Genomic DNA, 24,145 nt, shown 5'->3' on the forward strand with positions numbered 1-24,145 from the left:
GAAAATCCTAATGGCAATATGTCATACCAACTACTTCCCTTATTATAATAAAATAAGTGTAGATGTTAGAGTTAATTACTCTCTAACAACTACACTTTTATGGTACTAAATGGCAATTGCGTAACGGTTGTGGCCTCCACCGGGTTACACTTCCGGGCATTTTATTTATTAACATTCGCTGCCAGTCACGACTTGAAGGAAACAATAGATAAGGATTATTGTGAATGTGGAATGCCGTTAGAAACAATTAGAGAGTCAGAAGCACCGTTAAAGGAACGAAGCGAACGTGTTTGAGGCGAATGCCGAGTTTGAGCGTAGTTCCTTTGCTTTTAGGTGATTCAGACTCTCTAACTGTTTCTTATGGTATGGAACCTGAACAAGAAGCCTTATCTATTGTTTCCTTCAAGGACTGAGAGGCCGCTTCCCCAGTTAATAAATTAAATCCCAAATCAACTCAGACTCTGTCGTGATTGATCTCGCGATAAAATAACCGTGCAATCTCATCCTGTTTATCCGTCTGACCAAGAATCCACATCAGTTTTGCAACAATGGATTCTGTTGTCATATCATCGGACTGTAGGATTCCTTTATGATTACTGAATTTTTTTCCAACCTGATATACGCCAAGATCACAGCCTTCTTCCGGTACCTGTGTGGTGACAGCGATTGTCTTGCCGGAATCTACCCAGGAGAAGATCGCTTTTTCAAAGGAATCATCATATTCCGGGATACCGCCGATACCAAAGGTTTCCAGGATGATAGCATCATAGTGACCACTCAACAGATCGAAAATCTCAGCTTTGACTTCCGGAGTCAGTTTCAGCACAAAGACACGGTCATTAAGACTTGCGTAAGATTTCAAATCCTGAGGAGCGGGACGTTCTTCCGTATAGTAACGGATGATGCGGCTGTCACGGATAATGGCAAGTTCAGGGAAGTTCATACTGTCAAATGCATCAAAACTTCTGGTGCGCTGCTTACGTCCGCGGGTTCCGGCAACAACTTTTCCGTTAAATACAATGCAGACATTGCAGGAAAGATCGTCGGCAGCATACAAAATACTCTGGAACAGATTGATCTTTGCATCGGTATAAGGATTGGCCATTGGTTTCTGGGAACCGGTCAGTACGATTGGCTTTACACTGTCCTGGATCAGATAAGACAGGGCGGCAGCAGTATATGCCATGGTGTCTGTTCCATGAAGAACGACAAACCCATCGTAGTTGTTATAATTTTCCATGATTGCATCACGGATCATCAGCCATTGACGTGGACGCATATTGGTGCTGTCGATGTTCATAAGTTGAAGTATTTCCAGATGACAGATGTCTTTGATTCCCGGTACGCTGGCTGCAAGTTCTTCCCCTGTCACAGCCGGTGTCAATCCAAGATCCCCCTCTTTGGATGCAATCGTACCACCGGTTGCTATCATTAGTATGTTTTTCATGATCAGTTACCTCTCAATATATATAATATATTTTTTATACTTCTATAAGATTAGCTGTGATTGGAAGGCATGTCAAGAAAAAACAGGTATTTTGCAGAGTATTTTCAGATGGACATTAACCCTTAATATCAGATGGATTTTTACCGGAAGGCGGAGCCTGCTCCGGAGCATCATCTGCGGATGAGACCGGAGGAAGGAATGGATAAAGTTCCTCATACGAATCCAGTTCCGCAGGATTAAGAGGTGCAGAAGGAATCAGACCGGTACAGTCATGAGAAGAGGCAGCAGTTGCGAGATAATCGTAAGAATCAATGAGTTCCTGGTTGGATAATGGGTTTACATTTACAGTCTTTTTTTCATGTTTCTTCATAATAAAAACTCCTTTATAATTCAGATATATTAGAGGGGTGAATAAATGGTGGTTATTTAGTAAAAAAAGAGGAAAACCTGCTTTCCGGTATAGAATGGGTAGAAAAAAAGAAAATTATACGGTATAATACTTCATGTTGTGAAATATTAGAGCGTTAAAGCTGAAAAGAAGAAAAGTTACAATTTAAAATAACAAATAAAAATAACAGATAAAGAAGATCTGATGAAATACAACAGGAAGGAGAAGCAGGAAATGAGAGTAGAAATTGACACACATACGCATACGCTCGCAAGTGGACATGCATATAATACGCTGAATGAGATGGCGCAAGCAGCAGCGGATAAAGGGCTGAAGGGACTTGCAATTACGGAACATGCACCAGAGATGCCCGGAACTTGTCATTTGTTCTATTTTCAAAATTTAAGAATTGTTCCAAGAAAAAAATACGGGATTGAGCTGTTATTAGGAACAGAACTGAATATCATGAATGCGCGGGGGGAGACCGATCTCCCGGATTCGGTTCTTGAAAGACTTGATATTGCAATCGCCAGTATTCATATGCCGTGTTTTAAAGATGAACGGACAATAGACAATGTAACCGCAGCATATGAGAAAGTAATGGAACATCCGTATGTGGACATCATTGGACATCCGGACGACGGGAGATTTCCTGTAGATATGAAGCGTCTGGTAAAAAAAGCAAAAGAAACCGGAACATTACTGGAAGTAAATAATTCATCACTGCGTCCGGAAGGATTTCGAGAAAATACAAAAGAGAACTGTCTGGAGATGGTAAAGGAATGTAAAGCACAGGGAGTGATGATCGTGCTTGGCAGTGATTCACATGTGGATACAGATATTGCAGAGTATCCATATGCGGAAGAAATATTGAGAGAAACAGATTTTCCGGAAGAATTGGTTGCCAATGTTTCACTGGAAAAATTAAAAGCATGTATAAAACATGGGAAAAAACTATAGACTTCGCAATTTTAGTGTGTTAAAATGTAAAAGTAATGAATCTGCTACGAAGGAGATAATGCTATGAGTAAGAAAATCAGAACAGAGGCGGTTGATTATCTGTTTCAGGGAATTTTAAGCCTCAAAGATAAAGAGGAGTGTTATACATTTTTTGAAGATATCTGTACGATTAATGAATTGCTTTCATTATCACAGCGTTTTGAAGTTGCAAAGATGTTAAGAGAACACAAGACTTATCTTGAGATTGCAGAAAAGACAGGCGCTTCAACAGCAACGATCAGTCGTGTGAACCGTTCGCTGAATTACGGTAATGACGGATATGACATGGTATTCGAGAGAATTGGACTTGGGGAAGTCAAAGACGAAAAAGCAGAATAAAGTGCGAAAAAACAGTGCAGATGCATTTGGCAAGAATGCAGAAGCAAAAAAGAAATAAGACGTGCGGTCTTATTTCTTTTTTTTGACCGAATCCTTTTTGACACCGGTATTTTCAGAGTGAAGCAGATCGGGGAAATTATCCAAAAGCTTTTCTACAATCTGCTTTTTAACATAGATGTCAAAACTCAGGTTACAGATAAATGCAAACAACTGCAGAGAATCCCTGTCATCTTCCGGTGCTTCATCAAAACATTTTTTAGAAGAATTATAAGAGCGGATAATTTCTTTTTCAAATTCCGGAATTCTGGACTTTTCCAGTTCGCATACTTCTTTATAGATAGAAGTGATATCAAAATCCTGATCTGTGTCAAAATACTTATCCGTAATCGGTTCTAACATAGTTTCAATATCTTTAATAGAAAGAAAATTTTTAAAATAATAGATAAAGATCATTATCAGCAGATGCTCTTTGGAGTACTTCTTCTTCACAGGTGGAGGGAGAAGATTGTTCTTGGCATAGTTGTTGATCATGGTTTTGGTAAGGATCTTATCATCTTCATGACGTTTACTGGATGCCAGTTCTTTTTCCATAAAGGTAGTAACCTGATCCATGTATAAATCTATATTCGGAATATCATCGGGTCTCACGTAATCAATCCGTGAGATGCTTGATAAAATGCTGTTCAGCATATCTTTTGTGTCTATTGTCATTTTTTATCACCTCAATGTAATTATTATATAGTTTTGAAAACTAGATGGCAAGCGTTTTTTATACACGTTGCAGAAAATGTCTGGAAAATACGGCTGAATATCGGAGAAGTTATTGACATTTTAATTGGATATGATAAAATAAGTTCGCCAACAAACAATTTGATAACAAACAATTTGAATGCGAACAATTGAACGGAAAGGATGGTAATGTGGAAAGAAAAGGAAGAAAGATCGGACCGGAGATACACTGTGCGGATCTGAAATTGTCAAGGAATCTGTCTGCACATGTGAGAAAGTCCGGAGTGGATGAAGTGACGATGATGCATGGCTGGATCATACGGTATCTGTATGAGAACCGGGAGCAGGATATTTTTCAGAAGGATATTGAACAAAGATTTGCAGTAGGTAGATCTACAGTTACGAATCTGCTTCAATTGATGGAAAAGAAGGGATTCGTAAGAAGAGAATCGGTAAAACAGGATGCCAGGTTAAAAAAAGTAATCCTGACAGAAAAAGGAATTGCAAGTCAGGAATCTTTTGAGGATATTGTGGAGCATATCGAAGAAGAGCTTTCCGAAGGCATATCAGAAGAAGAACTTCATATTTTTTATAAGGTATTAGACCAGATTAATCAGAATGTGAAGAAATATGAAGTCAGGTAATCCGGAAAATCGGAGTTATAAATGTAACTATAAAACAAGAAACGAAACAGAAAGGGCGTAAATGGAATGATTAAGACATTAGCAAAACAGATTAAAGAATTTAAAGCAGCATCCATTGCAACTCCGCTCTTTATGATCCTTGAGGTATTGATGGAGATGATCATCCCATATCTGATGGCATCAATTATTGATAAAGGGGTCAATACCGGGGATATCCACCACATCTACAAAGTCGGCGGAATCATGGTTGTTGCGGCGGTCATCGGATTATTCGCCGGAATGATGGGCGGAAGATTCGGTGCAAAAGCATCGGCGGGATTTGCAAGGAACTTACGAGAGGCTATGTTTAACAATATTCAGACATTTTCATTTTCAAATATTGATAAATTCAGCACAGCAGGACTTGTAACCCGAATGACAACGGATGTAACCAATATACAGAATGCATATCAGATGATCCTGCGTATGTTCACCAGAGCACCGGCCAGTATGATCTGTGCGATGGTCATGGCATTTACAATCAATGCGAGACTGGCATGTATCTATCTTGTAGCGGTAATTATTCTTGGAATTTTATTGTTCCTGATCATGAGCCATGCGACAAAGTATTTCCAGCAGGCATTTCCAAAGTACGATGATCTGAATGAATCCGTGCAGGAGAATGTATCTGCGATCCGTGTCGTGAAGGCATATGTAAGAGAGGAACAGGAGACATCTAAGTTACGAAGAGCAAGTGAGAATATCTATAACATTTTTGTAAAAGCAGAGACAAATCTGGTATTCAATGCACCGATGATGCAGACGGCGGTATACACCTGTATCCTGTTAGTGAGCTGGTTCGGAGCAAAGATGATCGCAAGTGATTCCCTGACGACAGGAGAACTGATGAGTCTTCTTACATATTGCATGAATATTCTGATGAGTCTGATGATGTTGTCGATGGTATTTGTCATGGTCGCTATGAGTATGGCAAGTGCGAGACGTATCTCCGAAGTGTTAAATGAGACGAGTGATCTTAAGAATCCGGAACATCCGACCATGAAAGTAGAAGATGGAAGTATTGAATTCCGTCATGTGGACTTTGCGTATAAAAAGGACAGTGACGAACCGGTACTGGAAGATATTAATCTGAAGATCCGCTCCGGTGAGACGATCGGAATCATCGGAGGAACAGGAAGTGCCAAGACGAGTCTGGTTAACTTGATCAGTCGTCTGTACGATGTGACGAAAGGCGAAGTACTGGTCGGTGGCAGAAATGTCAAAGATTATGATATGGAAGTGCTTCGTGATCAGGTATCAGTAGTCTTGCAGAATAATGTGCTGTTCTCCGGAACAATCCTTGATAATCTCCGCTGGGGAGACAAGGAAGCAACTTTGGAAGAATGCAGACACGCGTGTGAACTTGCATGTGCGGATGAGTTCATCGACCGTTTCCCGAAAGGATATGAGACCTACATCGAGCAGGGCGGAAGTAACGTATCCGGAGGTCAGAAGCAGAGACTATGTATTGCAAGAGCACTACTTAAGAAGCCAAAAGTACTGATTCTGGATGACAGTACCAGTGCGGTAGATACTGCAACAGATGCGAAGATCCGAAGAGCGTTTCGTGAAGAAATTCCGGATACAACGAAACTGATCATCGCACAGAGAATCTCAAGCGTACAGGATGCTGACCGTATCATCGTTATGGAAGACGGTAAGGTCAATGGATTCGGTACACATGAAGAATTATTGGAACAGAATGATATCTATCGTGAAGTCTATGAATCACAGACCAGTGGTGGCGGAGATTTTGACGAGAAGGAGGGTGAATAAGATGCCGGGGCCGGGAAGACAGCCGAGAGGAATGAAAGCACAGGTAAAAAATCCGGGTGAATTATTCCTCCGCCTTATGAAATATGTATTAAAAGATTATAAGTTTCACTGCATCAGTGTAGTAGTATTGATTGTTGTCAGTGTTCTTTGCAATGTGCAGGGAACGATGTTCATGAAGAACCTGATCGACGAATATATCACACCATTTTTATTATCAGATAATCCCAATTTTACACCGCTTGCACATGCGATCGCCAGAGTAGCAGCATTTTATGCACTGGGTGTACTGGCAACATTTGGTTATAACCGTCTGATGGTCAATGTGACGCAGGGGACACTACGCAACTTAAGAAATGATCTGTTCTCTCATATGGAGAAACTACCGGTCAAGTATTTTGATACGCATGCACATGGAGATATCATGTCGGTATATACGAATGATATTGATACATTAAGACAGATGATCAGCCAGAGTATGCCGCAGCTTCTGAACAGTGGGATTACGATCATCAGTGTATTTGTCAGTATGTTGATCTTAAGTATCCCACTTACGGTCGTAACGATGATCATGGTCGGAATCATGGTATTCTGTTCAAAGAAATCTGCCGGACAGAGCGGGGCATATTTTGCAAAACAGCAGAAAGACCTGGGAACTGTGAACGGTTATATCGAAGAGATGATGAACGGACAAAAGGTGGTAAAGGTATTCTGCCATGAAGAGGAGAACATGCAGAACTTCAAAAAGTTGAATGATGAACTATATGTCAGTGCAGACAAAGCCAATACATTTGCCAATTTTTTAGGACCGATCAATGCACAAATCGGAAATATCAGTTATGTGATCTGTGCGATCATCGGGGGTGTGCTGGCACTTGGAAAGGTCGGAGGTTTTACCCTCGGAGGTTTGGCAAGCTTCCTGACATTTAATAAGAGCTTCAGTATGCCGATCAACCAGATCAGTATGCAGATGAATGCAATTGTTATGGCAATGGCCGGGGCCGACCGTATTTTTAAGCTGATGGATGAAAAAGAAGAACTGGATGAAGGTTATGTAACACTGGTCAATGCGAAAGAAGAAGACGGAAAGCTTACAGAGTGTGAAGAAAGAACCGAACGCTGGGCATGGAAACATACACATCAGAATGATGGCAGTGTGGATTATGTGGAGGTGAAAGGTGAAGTCGTATTCAATGGTGTGGATTTCGGTTATAATGATGAGAAGATTGTATTGCATGATATCAAATTATATGCCAAACCGGGACAGAAGATTGCATTCGTCGGATCGACCGGAGCAGGTAAGACGACGATCACCAATCTGATCAATCGTTTTTATGATATCCAGGACGGCAAGATCCGTTATGATGGAATCAACATTAACAAGATTAAGAAAGCGGATCTCAGACATTCACTTGGGATTGTTCTGCAGGATACACATTTATTCACCGGAACGGTGCGCGACAATATCCGCTTTGGCAAACTGGATGCGACCGATGAAGAGATCGTGGCAGCAGCAAAGCTTGCAAATGCCGACAGCTTTATCCGAAGACTTCCGAAAGGCTATGATACGATGCTGACCGGAGACGGAGCAAATTTAAGCCAGGGACAGCGCCAGCTTCTGGCAATTGCAAGAGCCGCTATTGTTGATCCTCCGGTATTGATCCTTGATGAAGCAACCAGTTCCATCGATACCAGAACGGAACGGATCGTACAGGATGGAATGGATAAGCTGATGCGTGGAAGGACAACATTTGTTATTGCCCACAGATTATCGACAGTCCGCAATTCTGACTGCATTATGGTACTGGAACAGGGAAGAATCATTGAGCGTGGTACACATGATGAACTGATCGAAGAGAAAGGCAGATATTATCAGCTGTATACGGGAAATGCGATCAGCGCGTAAATGAATCGGATGATGAATGAAAATGAAAAAGGGACAGGACATTTTTTTATTTGGGACGGAGGATTTTTTAAAATCCTCCGTCCCAAATTGTTTCTTGCAGAACCCGGACAAAGCAACTATAATGGAAACAGACATTCGAAAAGGGGTAGAATGCATATGAAATCAATCATGCTATGTTATAATCTGAAAGGCACGAAAAAGGGAAGAAAGATCGGCATGCTGGGAAGTTTTCTTGGTTTTCGTGTGAAATATGTGGAAAAAGAAGAGTATTCAAAGACAATCGGAGTACTGACCGGACTGAAAGAAGAAGTGGCGGAAGAGGCATCAAGAGAGGAAATTTCCGGGACAGACAATGAAAAGAATGAAGAAATCACAGACTTTGAAGAAGAGATGCTTGTCATGCTACTGGCAGACAATCGGATATTGGATAAGCTATTATTCCAAATGAAAAAAGAAAAAGTACAGGTTCCGCTGAAGGCAATCGTTACTGCAAAGAATCAGAACTGGACATCAACGGCTCTTTATAGCGAAATAAAAAGAGAGCATGAATCCATGACGAAAGCAGAACAGGCCGGAAAGAAAAAAGAAGAATAAAAAACCGGAAAGAAAGGAAACCATAAGATTGAGTATATACGATACATTAAATGAACAACAAAGAGAAGCAGTGTTCCATACAGAAGGACCACTTCTGATTCTTGCAGGAGCAGGATCCGGAAAGACCCGTGTTCTGACACACAGAATTGCTTACTTAATTGAAGAGCAGCAGGTGAATCCATGGAATATCCTTGCAATTACATTTACGAATAAAGCAGCCGGAGAGATGAGGGAACGTGTCGACAAATTGGTTGGATACGGATCAGAGAGTATATGGGTAAGCACCTTCCATTCCATGTGCGTGCGTATCTTAAGACGCCATATCGATCTGCTCGGATATGATACCAACTTTACAATCTACGACAGTGACGATCAAAAGACACTGATGCGTGAGGTCTGTAAGCTTCTGCAGATAGATACGAAGATGTTCCGGGAAAGAGCACTGTTGTCAGAGATTTCCAAAGCAAAGGATGAACTGGTGACGCCACAGGAATACCGTATGCGTGCGGAAGGAGATTACAGCCGGAAAAAAATTGCAGAAGTATATGAAGAATATGAAAAACAGCTCCGATCAAATAATGCATTAGATTTTGATGATCTGTTGTTTAAGACCGTGCAGCTTTTCCAGACACAGAAAGATGTACTGGAATATTATCAGGAGCGTTTTCGTTATATCATGGTAGATGAGTATCAGGATACAAATACAGTACAGTTCGAACTGATCCGTCTGCTGGCATCCAAGTACCGTAATCTGTGTGTGGTTGGAGACGATGACCAGTCCATATATAAGTTCCGCGGCGCGAACATTAAGAACATTCTAGATTTTGAACATGTGTTTGAAGATACCAGAGTGATCAAGCTGGAGCAGAATTACCGTTCTACCGGCAATATCCTGAATGCAGCCAATGCCGTGATCCGGAACAATCAGGGAAGAAAGGATAAGACACTCTGGACAGAGAATGAAGATGGAGATATGATTCAGTTACGTCAGTTTGATTCTGCTTATGAAGAGGCAGAATATGTAGTCGGTGACATCAGACGTCATGTCAATAAAGAACTCTGCAGCTACAAAGATAATGCAGTCCTTTACCGCACCAATGCGCAGTCCCGTATGTTCGAGGAGCGTTTTGTCCGTGACAGCATCCCATATAAAGTCATCGGCGGTGTGAACTTCTATGCGAGACGCGAGATCAAGGATCTTCTTGCGTATCTGAAGACGATTGATAACGGAAGAGATGATCTGGCTGTCAGACGTATTGTAAATGTTCCAAAACGTGGAATTGGACTGACCAGCATCAACCGTGTGCAGGAATATGCATCAACCAGAGAATGCAGCTTCTATGATGCACTTCGTGCCGTAGACCTGATCCCGAACATCGGAAGAGGACAGGCAAAACTGGAATCGTTCGTTGCAATGATCGAGCATTTTAAGAATGATACAGAAGACATGAGTGTATTGGAACTGTTGGAGGAAGTTATCAAAGAAACTGGTTATATCGATGCGCTGATCCACGAATGTGAGAGTGAAGAGGCAACATCAAGAATTGAAAATATAGACGAACTCCGCAATAAGATCGCTGCTTATGAAGAAAGCTGTGCGCTACAGAATGAAGCACCGACACTTGGAGGATTTCTTGAGGATGTAGCTTTGGTAGCAGATATCGACAGTCTGGATGAAAGTACGGATTATGTCGTATTGATGACATTACATAGTGCAAAAGGTCTGGAATTCCCACATGTATATCTGGCAGGAATGGAAGACGGACTGTTTCCGAGCTATATGACGATCACAGCAGACGATCCGGCAGAACTGGAAGAAGAAAGACGATTATGTTATGTAGGAATCACAAGAGCAGAGAAAGATCTGACACTGACCTGTGCAAGAAAACGTATGGTACATGGGGAGACACAGTATAAGAAGATGTCCCGTTTCTTAAAAGAAATCCCATTGGAACTTCTGGAGACAGGATCATCAGCAAAAAAAGAGAAGAAAGAAGAAAGTGAGCAGGTAAGGGTGAAGACCTCTTTCATGCAGGCGAAAGAAACATTTAAGACGAAGGCATTTACCGCATCAAAGCCGGTACAGCAGTTCGGGACACCAAAAGACGGGAAGCTTCCTTACGGAGTGGGAGACCGTGTCAGACATATCAAATTCGGAGAAGGAACGGTAACTGCAATCATTGAAGGCGGACGTGATTATGAAGTAACAGTTCACTTCGACGGACCCGGAACGAAGAAGATGTTTGCCACATTTGCAAGACTTCAGAAAGTATAACAATCCGGAATCTATCCGGGTTACAGGAGAAAAATCTGAAAAATAAGTAGTCATACACTACGTAAAGTGTTATAATAAGTAAAGAATGATTTGCCGAAAGAGCAGAGGAAAGGACGTGGGAGCATGAGTAAAGTAGAAGATATTATTGCAGCATCCAAGCTTAGCGAACTGATGAATAAAAAAGAAGAGGACAAACACGGCAAGACCGTACTCTGGATTCTGGCAGTAGTCGGAGCTGTAGCTGCAGTTGCAGGAATCGCTTATGCAGTATATTGCTTCTTTACCCCGGATTACCTGGAAGACTTCGAGGATGATTTTGATGACGATGATTTCGACGATGACTTTTTCGATGATGACGATCAGGTATAAGAACCGGGCGGATGAATAAGTGAAGAAAGAGGCAGGTTAGAAACCGATCTGGTAAAAGAAAGGCGACTGGCCTGCTTTTCTTTTGCAATCTCAAGTGCGTCCGCATGGAAAATTCAGTAATATTTATAGAAAGAAGAGAGAGAAGGTATGCAGGAACAGTGTTATGCACTACTGATTGATGCAGATAATGTATCAGCAAAATACATTAAGCCGATCCTGACAGAATTGTCAAAATATGGGATCATTACATATAAAAGAATATACGGAGACTGGACGAGCACACAGCATTCAAGCTGGAAAGATGAACTTCTGACAAACTCGATCACGCCGATCCAGCAGTTTAGTTATACACAAGGAAAGAATTCTACCGATTCAGCTATGATCATTGATGCGATGGATATCCTGTATACGAATGATGTGGATGGATTTTGCATTGTATCCAGTGACAGCGACTTTACAAGACTCGTCAGCCGTCTTAGAGAGAGCGGAAAGATGGTTATTGGCATGGGAGAAAATAAGACTCCGGAGCCATTCAGGAAAGCGTGTGATAAGTTTACGATTCTGGAAAATCTGATGAGTGAGCAGAATCCGGGAACATCGAAGAGCGAGACAACACATGACAGACGAAGTAAAGAGAAGATTGAAGATGCGATCATTAAGATGATCATTGAGAATCAGGATATCAATAAGCCAACCGGACTCGGTGAAGTAGGAAGCCGTCTGGTCAGTCTTTACCCGGACTTTGATGTGCGGAGCTACGGGTATAATATGCTGTCCAAGTTTCTGGAGGAATTCACAAGAATCCAGATGGTAAAACATGGAAATATTGTGTCGGTTACTTTAAGAGAGGATCAGGATCTGAAGGAAAATATCGACAGCTACGTCGTACAGATTGTGAAAAAGTCGGGAAGATCCGGAGTAGAACTCAGTACACTGGGAAATAAAATGTATGAAAAATACAAAGACTTTAAGATCCGCGATTATGGATATTCCCAGTTCAATCAGTATGTGAAAAGTTTGAAACATGTGAAAGTGGAACAGGAAGGGACAATCCTGAAAGCAGTATATAAAGGATAGAAAAGCGGAACAAGAGACAGAACCAGAAATAGTAAAGATAATGAAATAAATTGCAATAGATAAAAGCTATGACAGAAAGGATAGATATGAAAAAAGGACAGGTATACGAAGGAATTATAGAATCCGTAGAATTTCCAAATAAAGGGCGCATTTATCTGCCGGAAGAAGACAGATGGGTAGTCGTAAAGAATGGCGTGCCGGGACAGAAGGTAAGGTTTTCTGTCAATAAGATCAGAAAAGGAAAGGCAGAAGGGCGTCTTCTGGAAGTACTGGAACCGTCAGCCAGCGAGATTCCGTCAGCCTGTCCACATTTCGGACAGTGCGGAGGCTGTACTTATCAGAATCTTCCGTATGAAGAGCAGCTTGCCATGAAGAATGAGCAGGTGAAAAAAATGATGGATGAAGCGGTAGACGGGGAGTATATCTGGGAAGGCATTAAACCAAGTCCTGTCAGGACCGAGTACCGCAACAAGATGGAATTTTCATTCGGAGATGAATACAAAGACGGACCACTGGCACTTGGGATGCATAAACGCGGAAGTTTTCATGATATTGTAAATGTGACAGATTGTCAGATCGTAGATGAAGATTACAGAAAGATTCTTGCATGTACACTGGAATGTGCGGGAGAATCGGGACTTCCATATTATCACCGCATGCGTCATGTCGGATATTTCCGCCACCTACTGGTAAGAAAAGCAGTAAAGACAGGAGAGATCCTGGTGGATCTGGTCACAGCATCCGATACGGCAGAACTCGGAGTTGATCCGGCAGAGGCAATGAAAAAAATCCAGACATTCAAGGCTGCATGGCTGGAAAAGATGACAGCAGTGAACTTTGATGGAACATTGGTCGGAATCCTGCATACAAAGAACGACAGCCTTGCAGATGTCGTAAAAGACGAAGGAACAGAAGTCCTGTTCGGACAGGATTATTTCTACGAGGAATTACTTGGATTAAAATTCAAGATCACACCATTCTCATTCTTCCAGACTAATTCGCTGGGAGCGGAAGTCTTGTATGAGACAGCCAGAGAATACATCGGAGATACGAATGAAAAAGTTGTCTTTGATCTGTACAGCGGAACGGGAACGATCGCACAGATCCTCGCACCGGTTGCGAAGAAAGTGGTTGGTGTGGAGATTGTAGAAGAAGCGGTAGAAGCAGCAAAAGAAAATGCGAAGTTAAATAATCTGGACAATTGTACATTCTGGGCCGGGGATGTATTGAAAGTCATTGATGAACTGGGGGAAGTTCCGGATCTGATCATGCTCGATCCGCCGAGAGACGGTGTGAATCCGAAGGCACTTATGAAGATCCTGAATTTCGGAGTGGAGCGTCTGGTGTATATCGCATGCAAACCGACCAGTCTGGCACGGGATCTGGAGATGATACAGGGACGTGGATATAAAGTGGAGAAGATCAGCGGGGTGGATTTGTTCCCGGGAACTTATCATGTGGAGACGGTCTGTCTCCTCTCTAAGAAATGCCTAGTTTAAGCGGGGTTGAGGGGTATATCTGCTAGAACATATTATGAAAATAAGCCTATAAATTAAGAAATTTATTGTTGGATGAGAAGAATGAACTTCATAATCGTACGATGCACATTAGTGGAAGGTTTGCAGAAGTGGACATTGAAAGAGTAAAAGTGGACATTGAGAGTGGAGAAGTGGACATTGAAAGCACAAAAGTGGACATTCGAAATAAATTACTTTCTTTCTCAGATACGATTTCAGAAAAAACAATAAATCATACAGTAGAAATATTTTCAAAATGTGGAAAAGAAAATTGTTTCGGAAGAACGATAGTTGAAGAAATTACTGGATTAAAGCCATCAGGAGCTTCCAAGTTAATAAAACTGTTGGTTGATAGTGAGGTAATCGTACCTGTAACAGGACATGGAAAAGGAAAATATCGGTTTCAATAAAAGTGAACATTGAAAGGGTGTTAATGCCATTCGCAAAAATGTCCAAAACAAATCGGCGTACTGATATATTACCAAATTTGGTAGCAGTATTTAGAATAATTTTGTATTATAAAAGTGTTACAAAATATCGGCGTACCCGCCACACGTTTGCAAAGTCAAACGGTCTGTACGCCATGTCTTAACCTTATGATTGCAGATATTAGCAACCTGTCAAAGGGGGTAAAAACTCAGTAACTATGCGGGTTCGCGTACTGTTAAAGCAGTGAAAAACGACACCGCACGTCGAGACGGTTGTTCTTTTGTCCCAACATCGAGACAAGAGTACTTGTCTCGATGAACGCAGCAGTCGGCAAATCGAGATGCAAGCATCTCGGCTTGCCTCGTTGCTCGCGCAAAAACCGGATGACACGATAGAGATCGACTTAGACCTGGACGAGCTGGATGCCACCAGTGCCGAGTTGAAAGCAGCCTATCAGGAAATCAAAGATTATGTGTTGAAAGAATTAGTGTATATTTAAAGCGTAGAAAGCTCCTTCGGGAGCTTTTGGCTGTTTATAAGATAAATTCTGCCGGAGATTTTGATTTAATGATTTGATTTATAAAACTGACAATGATACAATTAGCGTAATTTGTAAGAAAGCAGAGAAAATATGAGTGAAAAGTTACTGATTGTTGAAGATGACAAAAAATTAAATGATGGAATCCGTCTGGCTTTAAAGAATGATGCTTATTTCTTTTATCAGTGCAGAACTTTGCAGGAGGCTAGAGAGATCTTGAAAAAGGAAGATATCACATTGGTTTTGTTAGATGTGAACTTGCCGGATGGGAATGGGATTGATTTTGTAAGAGAAATAAGGAAAAACAGTCAGGTGCCGATTATTCTGCTTACAGTAAATAACATGGAAGTAGATATTGTAACAGGATTGGAAGCTGGGGCAAATGATTATATTACGAAACCGTTTAGCTTGATGGTTTTGCGTGCAAGAGTGTCTGTACAGCTTAGAAATAAAGAGGCAACAGCTAATAATTCTATGGAGCTTAATGGATTTGAGTTCTATTTCGATAAAATGGAATTTTTCAAAGATGGAGAACCTATTGAACTTAGTAAGACAGAACAAAAGCTCCTTAGAGTGCTGTGTGAAAACAGAGGAAAAGTATTGAAACGGGAATATCTGATTGACGAGGTATGGCAGGGAGATACAGAGTTTGTGGATGCTCATGCTCTGACTGTTGCAGTCAAACGCCTCAGAGACAAATTAGAAGATGATACGCAGAAGCCTGAATATGTCAAGACGGTTTATGGAATTGGTTATACATGGGCGGTGAATGGATGATAGAAATAATTATGTTGATTGTAGTTATATTTGTCCTGAGCGGAGTTTTTTGGTACAGCTTTTTTTATCAGAAAGAAAAAAAGCTTTTTAACCGGCTGCAGCGAATGCTGGATTGTGCAATAGATGGAGAACTGGAACGGACAGAAATATCAGAAGAAAAGTATTCTGCTCTTGAAAACAGCATGAAACAATATATAGACAGTAGTTTTCTGGCGAAAAAAAATCAACAGGAACAGAAAGAAGTGATACAAAAACTTATTTCAGATATTGCGCATCAGACACTGACTCCCATTTCAAATCTGAAAGTCTATGGAGAAATACTCTCTGAAGTGAGTAATGAAAATCAAGAGGAGATAGCTACCATTTTGGAGCAGACGGAGAAATTGGATTTTCTGATACAATCACTGGTCCAATTATCACGAATGGAGAGCGGAATTATAGCAGTACATCCGGAGGATACTGCTATTGCACAGATGTTTGCATCCGTACAGCAGCAGTTTAATGTAAAAGCAATGGAGAAGGATATTTCCCTGAGTCTATTTGACACGGATTTACATGCTATGTGTGATGCAAAATGGACCGTGGAGGCACTCGGAAATATTGTAGACAATGCGATTAAATACACAGCATGTGGGGGAAATGTTCAGATAAAAGTCGAGCAGTATTCTTTTTTTGTAAAGATTGATATCATTGATGATGGCATTGGAATAGAAAAAGAAGAAATACCAAAGATATTTGGAAGGTTTTATCGGAGTCTGTCAGTGGCAGACCAGCCAGGAGTAGGAATTGGCTTATTCCTTGCAAGAGAGATCATTCAGGCACAAAAGGGGTATATAAAAGTGACATCAAAGAGAGGAAAGGGTTCTACATTTTCTGTGTTTCTTCCGATAGCAAAGAAGGAATAGTATCAAAACTGTGACATTTCAGAAACCAGATGGAGACATTGTTATGATAAAGTCTGTATTGTAAAGATCAATACAGGCTTTTTTGATGGGAGGATGACATGAATATATTAAAAGCAGTAAATTTACGAAAAATATATGGGCAGGGAGAAACAGAAGTCAGGGCTCTTGATGGTATAAACCTGGAAGTAGAAAAAGGGGAATTTGTAGCGATTGTTGGAACCTCTGGAAGTGGAAAGTCTACATTGCTTCATATCATTGGTGGTTTGGATAATCCAACATCCGGTCAGGTCATTGTTGACGGACAGAATTTAAGCCATATGCCAGATGAAGAGCTTACTATTTTTAGGCGTAGAAATATTGGATTTGTATTTCAACAGTATAATCTGGTTCCGATGCTGAATGTATGGGAAAATATTGTTCTTCCTGTAAAACTGGATGGAAAAAAGATTGAAAAAGGTTATGTAAATGAAATTATAGATACACTGGGTATTCGGACAAAACTGGAAAATCTTCCAAGTGCACTGTCAGGGGGTCAGCAGCAAAGAGTGGCAATCGCAAGAGCATTAGCGGCAAAACCTGCTATTTTGCTGGCAGATGAACCGACAGGCAATCTGGACTCCAAAACGAGTCAGGATGTATTGGGACTTTTAAAAGTCACCAGTAAGCGTTTTCATCAAACGATTGTAATGATTACTCACAATGAGGAGATTGCCCAGATGGCTGACAGGATTTTACAGATTGAAGACGGAAAAATTGTTTCAGACAGTGGTTTGGTATAGTGAGGGCGATTATATGGTAAAAGTAGAGAATAAAGAAACGTTACGATTATTGACGAAACGTTTTATGAAAATGAACCGAGCAAGAAATATTATTGCCGTTATTGCAATCATGTTGACATCACTGTTATTTACAAGCCTCTTTGTGGGGAGCGTATCCATGATACTTTCCAAAAGAGCAACGGAAATTAAGCAATTTATGGATTCATCCCATGCTATTGCGCAGAATTTGTCAGAAGAAGATGCGGAGAGATTGCAAAAAACAATAGAACAAAGTGATGAGGTGGAACGATATGGAACAGGCATTTTTCTGGGAGCAGGAAGAGATAAACATTTTGGCTTTTCAGTAGAAGTTAGATATGCAGATAAAAATATGGCAGAAAGCTTTAATTGTCTGCCAACTACAGGAAGACTGCCAGAGAAGGAAAATGAAGTAGCAGTCAGCAGCTTGGTACTGGAAGCACTGGGAGTTACACCAAAGATTGGGGAAGAAGTCACGCTGACGTGGGAAGTAAATCCAATGCTGAAACAATACAAAACAGATACATTCCAGATATGTGGATTTTGGCAGGGTGATAAGGCTGTTTTAGGTCAGATGGTCTGGGTATCTGAAGCCTATGCGAAGGAGAATTGTTATCCTGTTACACAGAAAGAATTAGAAAATGGTATCTATAATGGGGGAAAGGAGTATTCTGTCTGGTACAAGAATCTTTGGAATCTGGAAAAGAAAACAGAAAATATATCTAAGACAGCAGGATTTACGAAAGCAGGGACAGGATTGGAGATCAATCCGGCATATAATCTTTTTGAAGAGGATTCATTTTCATTCACTTCCCTTATTGTAATGGTACTGTTTGTGATATTGGCTGGTTACTTAATTATTTATAATATTTTTAATATATCCGTGAAAACGGATATTAGAGCCTACGGATTATTGAAGAACGTGGGAACAACAGGAAAACAATTGAAAAAAATTGTACGTATGCAGGCATGGAAATTGTCAGCAGTGGGGATTCCAATCGGATTGATCTTCGGTTATCTTGCAGGTCTTTGTATGGCTCCGTCCTTGACTGCAGATGCCCAAATTAGTGCACAGGCAGGAAAAACGGCTCAGACAGTAGTATCAGCAAATCCTTTGATTTTCCTTGCAGCGATACTTTTAACGCTTTTAACGGTGTATCTCTCCAGTCTGCAGGCTTGTAAAATGGTGGAAAGAGTTTCGCCTGTGGAAGCTCTGCGTTTGGCAGAAGGAGAGCAGTCACATAGGAAAATAAAAAAGAATACTTCTGTAACCTGGTGGGGGATGGCAGTTCAAAATGTGTTACGAAATTGGAAAAAGGGATTGATTGTTATGCTTTCTATCGCTCTTTCTATGGTGGTTGTCAACTGTATCGTGATGTTGGTGCAGGGATATGATTTTGATTCTTACCGAAAAGTGCTTTTAGCTTCCGATTTTCAACTGGATCAGATGACCGACACTTTATCGAATACAAATTTCAACGGTATTACACCTGAAATCAAAGAGATTCTGAATAAGTGTCCGGAAAGTGAGAAAACAGGATATGTGTATTATTCGGAAGAAAGACATAAGATGGAACCGGCACTTTTGAAAACGTGGGAGACATTGGCAGAAAAAAACAAAGAAAACTGGACAGATTATGAAAAGCAAATCTGGGAGGAAACAAAAGCGGATAATACTGTAAAGGTTCATTTCCTCGGAATTAGTGAAGCGGTGTTTGATATGTTAGAATGGAAAGGGGAAAAATGTTCCTGGGATACGTTTAAAAGTGGGGATTATGTGATTGTGGACTATAGTGATAAATATACAGAACAACCAGTTTCTTATTATCAGTCTGGCGAAACTTTTAAAATGGAGTACGGAAACGGAAAGCAGAAAGATTATGGGGTGATCGGAGAAGCTATGATGCCATATTCCCTGGATTATCCGTATGCAGATTCTGTTTATATTACAGTAATGGTCCCAGAAGAAGAGTATATCACCCAGACAGAAAATCAATCAGCAATGTATGCTGCCATCGATGCCAAGAAGGGAGAGGATAAGCAAGTAAAAGAATACATTGATAAAAATGTTTTGAAAGAAAATGATATGATAAATGTTTTTTCTGTATTGGATATGAAGGAGAGTTTTCAGCAGTTTGTCAGCAAATATTATATGATCGGTAGTTTTCTTGTCGTTATTTTAGCCTTTATTGGCATTATGAATTTCTTTAATACAACAGCAACTTCTGTAATTAGCAGAAAAAAAGAACTGGCACTTTTGGAAGTTGTTGGAATGACGAAAAAACAGATATCAAAAATGCTAGTGGCTGAGGGATTCCTATATTTGGGAGGCGCATTTATGATTGCAGTATTGTTAGTTGTGGTTGGAGCAAAGCAGATTTTAATAAATACGCTCGGTACGGCATTTTTCTTCCGGCTGCATCTTACGATAGTGCCATGTGTGCTTATGATTCCAATTTTGGTTGGGATTGCGTATGTGATACCAAAGTATCAGTTTGAAAAGATGAGTCAGGAAAGTGTAGTTGAAAGAATTCGTAAGGAATAATAACAATATATAAATTAGGCGTATGGATTTGCTGATCCATGCGCCTCTTTTTAAAGAAATTATAATTCTATATCATATGATTTTTTCTTAGTCCGAGCAGGCTGATTTTGTCGCATCTCCTGTTTCCTCTGATATTCAAGTTCCCATGCACGATGGGAGAAAACATGGGATTCAAAATACTGGTTTTATCCTTTTGCACATTCAGTTCTTTCCGTTCTGTAACTTTAGCTTTGAGTTTCTTTTTAACGGTGTTGTATTTATTCAGTATTGGATTAAAATGATTCATCCAGTCATATTGTGCTTACGTTCTTCATGTACTCTTGTTGTGATTTCATTGTTTTTTATCGTATAATATGGATACTGGAGGTGGTTTGGATGAAATACAAGATTTTAGTTGTCGATGATGATAAAGAATTGGTGAAAATGCTTTGTAGTTATTTTAATATGAAACAATATGAAACCATTACGGCTACAGATGGAATGGAAGCATTAAATAAAATAAAAATGAAACCGGATATTATTTTGTTGGATATCAATATGCCACGCATGGATGGGATTGAAGTATGTCGTCTGATACGCAGTAAAGTGTTATGTCCAATTTTATTTCTGACAGCAAGAGTTGACGAAGATGATAAAATTAATGGGTTGCTTTCAGGCGGGGATGATTATATTACGAAACCATTTAGTCTTCGGGAGTTGGAAGCGAGGATTGTTACAAACATAAAGAGAGAAGAAAGGCATCAACAAAAAACAGAATACCGCTTCATGGATGAAATGCTGATTGATTATTCTGAAAAAATAGTAGCTATAGCTGGACACAGGATGGAGTTCACAAAAATTGAATATCAGATTATTGAATTCTTATCCATGCATCCAGGGCAGGTATTTGATAAAGAACGTATATATGCACAAGTCTGTGGATATGATGCGGAAGGGGACAGTAGAACGATAACGGAATTAGTACGGCGTATAAGGAAAAAAATAGCGGATTATTCAGAAAAAGAATACATAGAAACTGTATGGGGGATTGGATACCGATGGAAAAAATAAGAAACTTGTCACTGAAAAAAACAATTCTGCTTTATTTTGTGATCAGCTTAACGGCAGCATTTCTGTTATCTGGATTTACAGTTCATTTTGCAAGAAATATGCAGAATAAAATATGGGAAAAATATATTGATTATGCAGATTATACGGAAGTGTTTCAGCAATATGGAAAGAAATACGAGATTGAGATATCAAGACCTAATCAATCGCAGATGAATCGTTTGGACTATCATCTTTCGGAAATGTGTGACTTTATGGAAACATATTCGGTACTGATTTTTTCGATTGTTGGGAGTGCTGTTGCGGTATTCTTTTTTTATAAAAATAAGTTAAAGACACCTCTACAGGAACTAAAAGATGCCTCGCAAATGATTGCAGATAATGAACTGGATTTTCATGTGTCCTATGAAAATAAAGATGAGATGGGAACTTTGTGTAAAGAATTTGAAATGATGCGAAGTGATTTAGCAGATAACAACAGAAAGATGTGGCGAATGATTGATGACGAGAAGGCTTTGCGGAATGCAATTGCACATGATATACGTTCTCCACTTTCCATATTGCGTGGGTATCAGGAAATGCTCTTAGAGTTTGTTTCTGCCGAGAGTATAAAAACAGAGGATGTTATTGATATCTTACAAACAGGCATGTATCAGATTGACCGTATAGAGCATTTCACGGAAAACATGAGAAAAATGTCCCATTTAGAACAGAGGGAACTGCAATGCTCAGAGATAGAGTTATCGGAACTGGCAAAAAAGATTGAGGCAGAAGCTGCCATGCTGTCCAAGAAGGAAAGTAAATTATGTAAGGTAGAAAGAGTGCAGGAACAAAACATTGTGAAAGTGGATGAGGAACTTGTCATGGAAGTGACAGACAACTTACTGGAAAATGCGGTTCGATATGCACAAAAAAGTATTGCTTTGCAGATAAAGAAAAAGGATAGTTTTCTTATAATTTCTGTTGAAGATGATGGAATAGGATTTGTGGATACTGAGGAAAAAGTAACAGAACCATTTTATCATAAGAATCCACAAGATGATTTAAAGCATTTTGGCCTTGGTATGTATATTTCTCGTATTTTCTGTGAAAAGCATGGAGGAAATTTGAAAATATATAATGCCAGACAAGGCGGTGCTCATGTAGAAGCTCTTTTCAAAGCTGAATAAAAATACTTTATAAGGCTGAAATCACAAATAAAGTGGTTTTAGTCTTTTTTGTTGTGAATTTATTGAGAATTGATTTGTATGATGTTGTTAAAGAAATAAAGAAAGGAAGAGATACAATGAAAACAATCATAAAAAGAAGTATACTTGATTATTTAAAGAACCCTGTTTTGTGGATTGGCTTGATTATTATAGTTGCCAGTATGTATCAATGTCTGTCATCGTATTTGCAAATTCATTATATCAAACAGAATGAACAGATCACACAAAATGACGTAGCGTTGGAAGATGCTGATGTCATGGATGGGTACATTCCCACATCTGATGATAAAGAAAGAAGAAGGGAGTGGGAAGATACGATCAAAGAGACGTTAATGGACACCTCCAAAAATGGTTTTGGATTTAGCAGGCAGGAAGCAGATCATGTAATGAAAGAAATTCAGAATATGGATGTAAAGACTGCTTCTGAGTTCCTAGAATCCCAATATGGCTATTATAATGCAATATATGCTTATGAGGACCTTGAAATTCATAAGGGGACAGCAGAAGAAATCAATCATTATATCGAGCGGAAATTATCCGAACATTCTTTTTCATGGTACTTTGCCAAAAAGTTCACGGATTTTGCAGGATTGCATATGGCCTTTTTTGCAACAGTCTTGCTATCATTTTTATTTATTCAGGATACACGAAAAAGTACCTATGAATTATTACATACAAAGCCTGTTACGGCAATCCAATATATATGTGGGAAAGTAATAAGCGGATTCATTAGTATGTTGGGAGTATTAGTGATTTTGAATGTTATATTCTTTATGTTGTGTTTGAAAACGTCTTTAGAATCGGGCTTTTCAGTAACACCTATTGATTTTTGCGTGAATTCTCTGATCTATATTGTTCCGAATCTTTTGATGATATGTTGTGTCTATACAATTACAGCAGTAATATTTAAAAATCCGCTTCCGGCAGCACCAATCTTGTTTTTACACATTATATATTCAAATATGCTGACCATGAAGAATGATATTTATTATATGAGACCGTTCTCTATTATGGTGCGATTCCCTGGCAGATTTTTTGAAACACATGTAGCCAAAATGGCAAACATAAATCAGATTATTCTTGTAATTTCATCAGTTATATTAGTATGTATTTCTGTTACAATTTGGAAAAGGAGGAGGGTTCATTGAAAACGGAACTAAAAAACTGCCTGTCGTTATATAAGATTTTTTATTCATGTGCATTTATACTGATATTGTGTGTTATTCATCCGATTATATACTATGAAGAAATCGGTTCAGCAATTCAGTCTCCAATAGCATTTTTAACAATTATTTTTTGTAGTGACACATATTTGATGGAAGTAAAAAGTAAGCGTGCCGATGTATTTCATTTGTATGATCAAAAAAAGCAGTTAAAAGTAATATCGCAGAGAGTGGGCGTTCAAATATTATATTTATTAATACTTTCTTGTGTTGGATATGTTTTGTTTTTCTGGCAAAAACCGGGCAGTGTAAACGAAGGCATTTCGGGTATTCAGATATTTCTTTTATATTTCATTGCAATGTTTGGAACTATCTGGCTTTGGAGTATATGCTCTGTGATTTTGTGTACATTGCTTCGAAATATGTGGGCAGGTATTGGATGTTTATTTGGAATTGTCATTGGACTTATATCAAAAGCGGGAAGTTCATTTTTCGGAAATCTGGGATTGTTTTCTTTCAGCTTTTGTGAACCTACTCAATTAATGTCCGAGAGTTGGATTTATGGAACGCTTGTGTCTTTTATAGCGGGGCTGTTTTTATTTGCAGTATTACCAATGGCTTTAAAGAAAAGAGGATAGAT

At 39.6% G+C, this 24,145-nt stretch carries 22 protein-coding genes and 1 pseudogene; 20 read left to right on the top strand and 3 right to left on the bottom strand.

Annotated elements, in window-relative coordinates; all coding sequences use genetic code 11:
* Nucleotides 1-454: 454 nt before the first annotated feature.
* Nucleotides 455-1,447, bottom strand: coding sequence for an asparaginase (locus GT508_RS11700; protein ID WP_028087214.1), 993 nt, complete (start codon nt 1,445-1,447; stop codon nt 455-457).
* Nucleotides 1,448-1,562: 115 nt separating this feature from the next.
* Nucleotides 1,563-1,817: a hypothetical protein gene (locus GT508_RS11705; RefSeq protein WP_055281722.1), complete on the bottom strand. Its 255-nt coding sequence runs from the start codon at nt 1,815-1,817 to the stop codon at nt 1,563-1,565.
* Nucleotides 1,818-2,069: 252 nt separating this feature from the next.
* Here GT508_RS11705 and GT508_RS11710 point away from each other — a divergent pair, with 252 nt between their 5' ends.
* Entirely contained in the window at nt 2,070-2,795 is a 726-nt protein-coding gene (locus GT508_RS11710; RefSeq protein WP_161144299.1) for a phosphatase, read from the top strand.
* Between the two features lie 63 nt (nt 2,796-2,858).
* The gene (locus GT508_RS11715; RefSeq protein ID WP_028087216.1) at nt 2,859-3,173 is read left to right on the top strand and encodes a YerC/YecD family TrpR-related protein; all 315 of its coding nucleotides are present in this window, start codon (nt 2,859-2,861) and stop codon (nt 3,171-3,173) included.
* A gap of 69 nt (nt 3,174-3,242) precedes the next feature.
* On the opposite strand, the gene GT508_RS11720 is transcribed toward GT508_RS11715, so the two are convergent.
* On the bottom strand, nt 3,243-3,884 hold the full coding sequence (locus GT508_RS11720) for a DUF1836 domain-containing protein (protein WP_161144300.1): 642 nt from the start codon (nt 3,882-3,884) through the stop codon (nt 3,243-3,245).
* Between the two features lie 209 nt (nt 3,885-4,093).
* Between GT508_RS11720 and GT508_RS11725 the strand changes: the two genes are divergently transcribed.
* The 18 genes and pseudogenes from GT508_RS11725 to GT508_RS11815 all read left to right on the top strand — a co-directional run bounded on the left by GT508_RS11725 (nt 4,094) and on the right by GT508_RS11815 (nt 24,143).
* A complete protein-coding gene (locus GT508_RS11725) occupies nt 4,094-4,546 on the top strand; it encodes a MarR family winged helix-turn-helix transcriptional regulator (protein ID WP_044924868.1) in 453 nt (150 codons plus the stop codon).
* Nucleotides 4,547-4,612: 66 nt separating this feature from the next.
* Complete coding sequence (locus GT508_RS11730; protein ID WP_161144301.1) at nt 4,613-6,361, top strand: ABC transporter ATP-binding protein; 1,749 nt, start codon at nt 4,613-4,615, stop codon at nt 6,359-6,361.
* Between the two features lies 1 nt (nt 6,362).
* Nucleotides 6,363-8,264 carry an ABC transporter ATP-binding protein gene (locus tag GT508_RS11735; RefSeq protein ID WP_161144315.1) on the top strand — a complete coding sequence of 634 codons (1,902 nt, stop codon included), beginning with the start codon at nt 6,363-6,365 and terminating at the stop codon, nt 8,262-8,264.
* A gap of 156 nt (nt 8,265-8,420) precedes the next feature.
* Nucleotides 8,421-8,858 carry a DUF3783 domain-containing protein gene (locus tag GT508_RS11740; RefSeq protein WP_226853927.1) on the top strand — a complete coding sequence of 146 codons (438 nt, stop codon included), beginning with the start codon at nt 8,421-8,423 and terminating at the stop codon, nt 8,856-8,858.
* Between the two features lie 28 nt (nt 8,859-8,886).
* A complete protein-coding gene (gene pcrA / locus GT508_RS11745) occupies nt 8,887-11,133 on the top strand; it encodes a DNA helicase PcrA (RefSeq protein WP_161144302.1) in 2,247 nt (748 codons plus the stop codon).
* 123 nt (nt 11,134-11,256) lie between these two features.
* Nucleotides 11,257-11,502, top strand: a complete 246-nt coding sequence (locus GT508_RS11750; protein WP_028087223.1) for a hypothetical protein — start codon at nt 11,257-11,259, stop codon at nt 11,500-11,502.
* A 147-nt stretch (nt 11,503-11,649) separates the two neighbouring features.
* Nucleotides 11,650-12,579 (top strand): NYN domain-containing protein, encoded by a 930-nt coding sequence (locus tag GT508_RS11755; RefSeq protein WP_028087224.1) that lies wholly within the window; start codon nt 11,650-11,652, stop codon nt 12,577-12,579.
* A gap of 86 nt (nt 12,580-12,665) precedes the next feature.
* Complete coding sequence (gene rlmD, locus GT508_RS11760) at nt 12,666-14,078, top strand: 23S rRNA (uracil(1939)-C(5))-methyltransferase RlmD (protein WP_161144303.1); 1,413 nt, start codon at nt 12,666-12,668, stop codon at nt 14,076-14,078.
* A gap of 68 nt (nt 14,079-14,146) precedes the next feature.
* Nucleotides 14,147-14,506, top strand: coding sequence for a hypothetical protein (locus GT508_RS11765; protein WP_055281706.1), 360 nt, complete (start codon nt 14,147-14,149; stop codon nt 14,504-14,506).
* A 272-nt stretch (nt 14,507-14,778) separates the two neighbouring features.
* Nucleotides 14,779-15,009, top strand: a pseudogene (locus tag GT508_RS15145) (hypothetical protein); the annotation flags it as partial.
* A 147-nt stretch (nt 15,010-15,156) separates the two neighbouring features.
* A complete protein-coding gene (locus tag GT508_RS11775) occupies nt 15,157-15,840 on the top strand; it encodes a response regulator transcription factor (RefSeq protein WP_161144304.1) in 684 nt (227 codons plus the stop codon).
* Nucleotides 15,837-16,745, top strand: coding sequence for a sensor histidine kinase (locus GT508_RS11780; RefSeq protein WP_161144305.1), 909 nt, complete (start codon nt 15,837-15,839; stop codon nt 16,743-16,745). The genes GT508_RS11775 and GT508_RS11780 overlap by 4 nt, the downstream gene beginning before the upstream one ends.
* A 98-nt stretch (nt 16,746-16,843) precedes the next feature.
* Entirely contained in the window at nt 16,844-17,524 is a 681-nt protein-coding gene (locus GT508_RS11785; RefSeq protein ID WP_005339636.1) for an ABC transporter ATP-binding protein, read from the top strand.
* 13 nt (nt 17,525-17,537) lie between these two features.
* Nucleotides 17,538-20,087, top strand: coding sequence for an ABC transporter permease (locus GT508_RS11790; RefSeq protein WP_161144306.1), 2,550 nt, complete (start codon nt 17,538-17,540; stop codon nt 20,085-20,087).
* Nucleotides 20,088-20,462: 375 nt separating this feature from the next.
* Nucleotides 20,463-21,137, top strand: coding sequence for a response regulator transcription factor (locus GT508_RS11800; RefSeq protein ID WP_014080778.1), 675 nt, complete (start codon nt 20,463-20,465; stop codon nt 21,135-21,137).
* Nucleotides 21,125-22,303, top strand: coding sequence for a sensor histidine kinase (locus GT508_RS11805; protein WP_161144307.1), 1,179 nt, complete (start codon nt 21,125-21,127; stop codon nt 22,301-22,303). The genes GT508_RS11800 and GT508_RS11805 overlap by 13 nt, the downstream gene beginning before the upstream one ends.
* A gap of 116 nt (nt 22,304-22,419) precedes the next feature.
* The gene (locus tag GT508_RS11810; RefSeq protein WP_161144317.1) at nt 22,420-23,490 is read left to right on the top strand and encodes an ABC transporter permease subunit; all 1,071 of its coding nucleotides are present in this window, start codon (nt 22,420-22,422) and stop codon (nt 23,488-23,490) included.
* Entirely contained in the window at nt 23,487-24,143 is a 657-nt protein-coding gene (locus GT508_RS11815; RefSeq protein ID WP_005339624.1) for a hypothetical protein, read from the top strand. The genes GT508_RS11810 and GT508_RS11815 overlap by 4 nt, the downstream gene beginning before the upstream one ends.
* Nucleotides 24,144-24,145: the final 2 nt, after the last annotated feature.

It is taken from the genome of Dorea sp. BIOML-A1, from assembly GCF_009875615.1.
Lineage (GTDB): Bacteria > Bacillota > Clostridia > Lachnospirales > Lachnospiraceae > Dorea_A > Dorea_A amylophila.